This window comes from Paenibacillus sp. J22R56 (assembly GCF_056269375.1).
In genome coordinates this window covers 1-1,372 of sequence record NZ_JBWDNV010000025.1, presented here as the reverse complement: position 1 = coordinate 1,372, position 1,372 = coordinate 1, and the positions used below count along the sequence as shown (strand labels likewise).

The 1,372-nt window shown below is 54.7% G+C and carries 1 rRNA gene; it reads right to left on the bottom strand.

The annotated features are described in order from the left end of the window. Positions 1-1,372: ribosomal RNA gene (locus tag AC0YNT_RS30505) — 23S ribosomal RNA — on the bottom strand; the annotation flags it as partial.

Here is a 1,372-nt window from a genome sequence, read left to right as displayed (position 1 = left end):
TAGGATAAGCCCTCGACCGATTAGTATTCGTCAGCTCCACACATTGCTGTGCTTCCACCCCGAACCTATCAACCTCGTCGTCTTCAAGGGGTCTTACTAATTGGGAAATCTCATCTTGAGGGGGGCTTCACGCTTAGATGCTTTCAGCGCTTATCCCGTCCGTACTTGGCTACCCAGCGGTGCTCCTGGCGGAACAACTGGTACACCAGCGGTACGTCCATCCCGGTCCTCTCGTACTAAGGACAGCTCCTCTCAAATTTCCTGCGCCCGCGACAGATAGGGACCGAACTGTCTCACGACGTTCTGAACCCAGCTCGCGTACCGCTTTAATGGGCGAACAGCCCAACCCTTGGGACCTACTTCAGCCCCAGGATGCGATGAGCCGACATCGAGGTGCCAAACCTCCCCGTCGATGTGGACTCTTGGGGGAGATAAGCCTGTTATCCCCAGGGTAGCTTTTATCCGTTGAGCGATGGCCCTTCCATTCGGTACCACCGGATCACTAAGCCCGACTTTCGTCCCTGCTCGACTTGTTGGTCTCGCAGTCAAGCTCCCTTATGCCTTTGCACTCTCCGAATGATTTCCAACCATTCTGAGGGAACCTTTGGGCGCCTCCGTTACATTTTAGGAGGCGACCGCCCCAGTCAAACTGCCCACCTGACACGGTCCCCGAACCGGTTTCACGGTTCCAGGTTAGAACTCCGATACGATCAGGGTGGTATCCCAACGATGCCTCCACACAAGCTGGCGCTCATGCTTCAAAGGCTCCCACCTATCCTGTACAGATCGTACCAAAGTCCAATATCAAGCTGCAGTAAAGCTCCATGGGGTCTTTCCGTCTTGTCGCGGGTAACCTGCATCTTCACAGGTATTAAAATTTCACCGGATCTCTCGTTGAGACAGCGCCCAAGTCGTTACGCCATTCGTGCGGGTCAGAATTTACCTGACAAGGAATTTCGCTACCTTAGGACCGTTATAGTTACGGCCGCCGTTTACTGGGGCTTCGGTTCACAGCTTCGGATTGCTCCTAACCGCTCCCCTTAACCTTCCAGCACCGGGCAGGCGTCAGCCCGTATACTTCGCCTTACGGCTTCGCACAGACCTGTGTTTTTGCTAAACAGTCGCTTGGGCCTTTTCACTGCGGCCCCCTCGGGCTATTCACCCTACCGAGGCACCCCTTCTCCCGAAGTTACGGGGTCATTTTGCCGAGTTCCTTAACGAGAGTTCTTCCGCGCGCCTTAGCATGCTCTGCTCGCCTACCTGTGTCGGTTTGCGGTACGGGCACCTAGATCTCACTAGAGGCTTTTCTTGACAGCCGGAGTACATGACCTTCGCTACTATAATTTTCGCTCCCCATCACAGCCTAGCTTAC